Below are 231 nucleotides of genomic sequence, written 5' to 3'. Positions count from 1 at the left end.
TTTTTCAAGCAGAAGACGGCATACGAGATCCTCGCCCCATGCTGCAAGGCGCAGTCGGTAAACCCTCCCGTTGACGCCCCGATATCGAGAACGATTTTGTTTTCGATATCGATTTGAAAGTCGCGCAGCGCCTTTTCCAGTTTCAAACCGCCGCGGCTGACATACGGGAGCGGATTGCCCTTCACCTCGAGCGGGATGTCGGCCGGCACTTTTTCCCCCGGTTTTTCGAGC

1 protein-coding gene is annotated in these 231 nt (G+C 55.8%); it reads right to left on the bottom strand.

Annotation, left to right across the window (positions count from 1 at the left end; translation table 11 throughout):
* Nucleotides 1–231: SAM-dependent methyltransferase (locus L324_RS44365; protein WP_499698301.1), on the bottom strand; the 231-nt coding region annotated here is incomplete at both ends.

Source organism: Amycolatopsis orientalis DSM 40040 = KCTC 9412, assembly GCF_000478275.1.
Lineage (GTDB): Bacteria > Actinomycetota > Actinomycetes > Mycobacteriales > Pseudonocardiaceae > Amycolatopsis > Amycolatopsis orientalis.
This window is presented reverse-complemented; position numbering and strand designations above follow the sequence as displayed.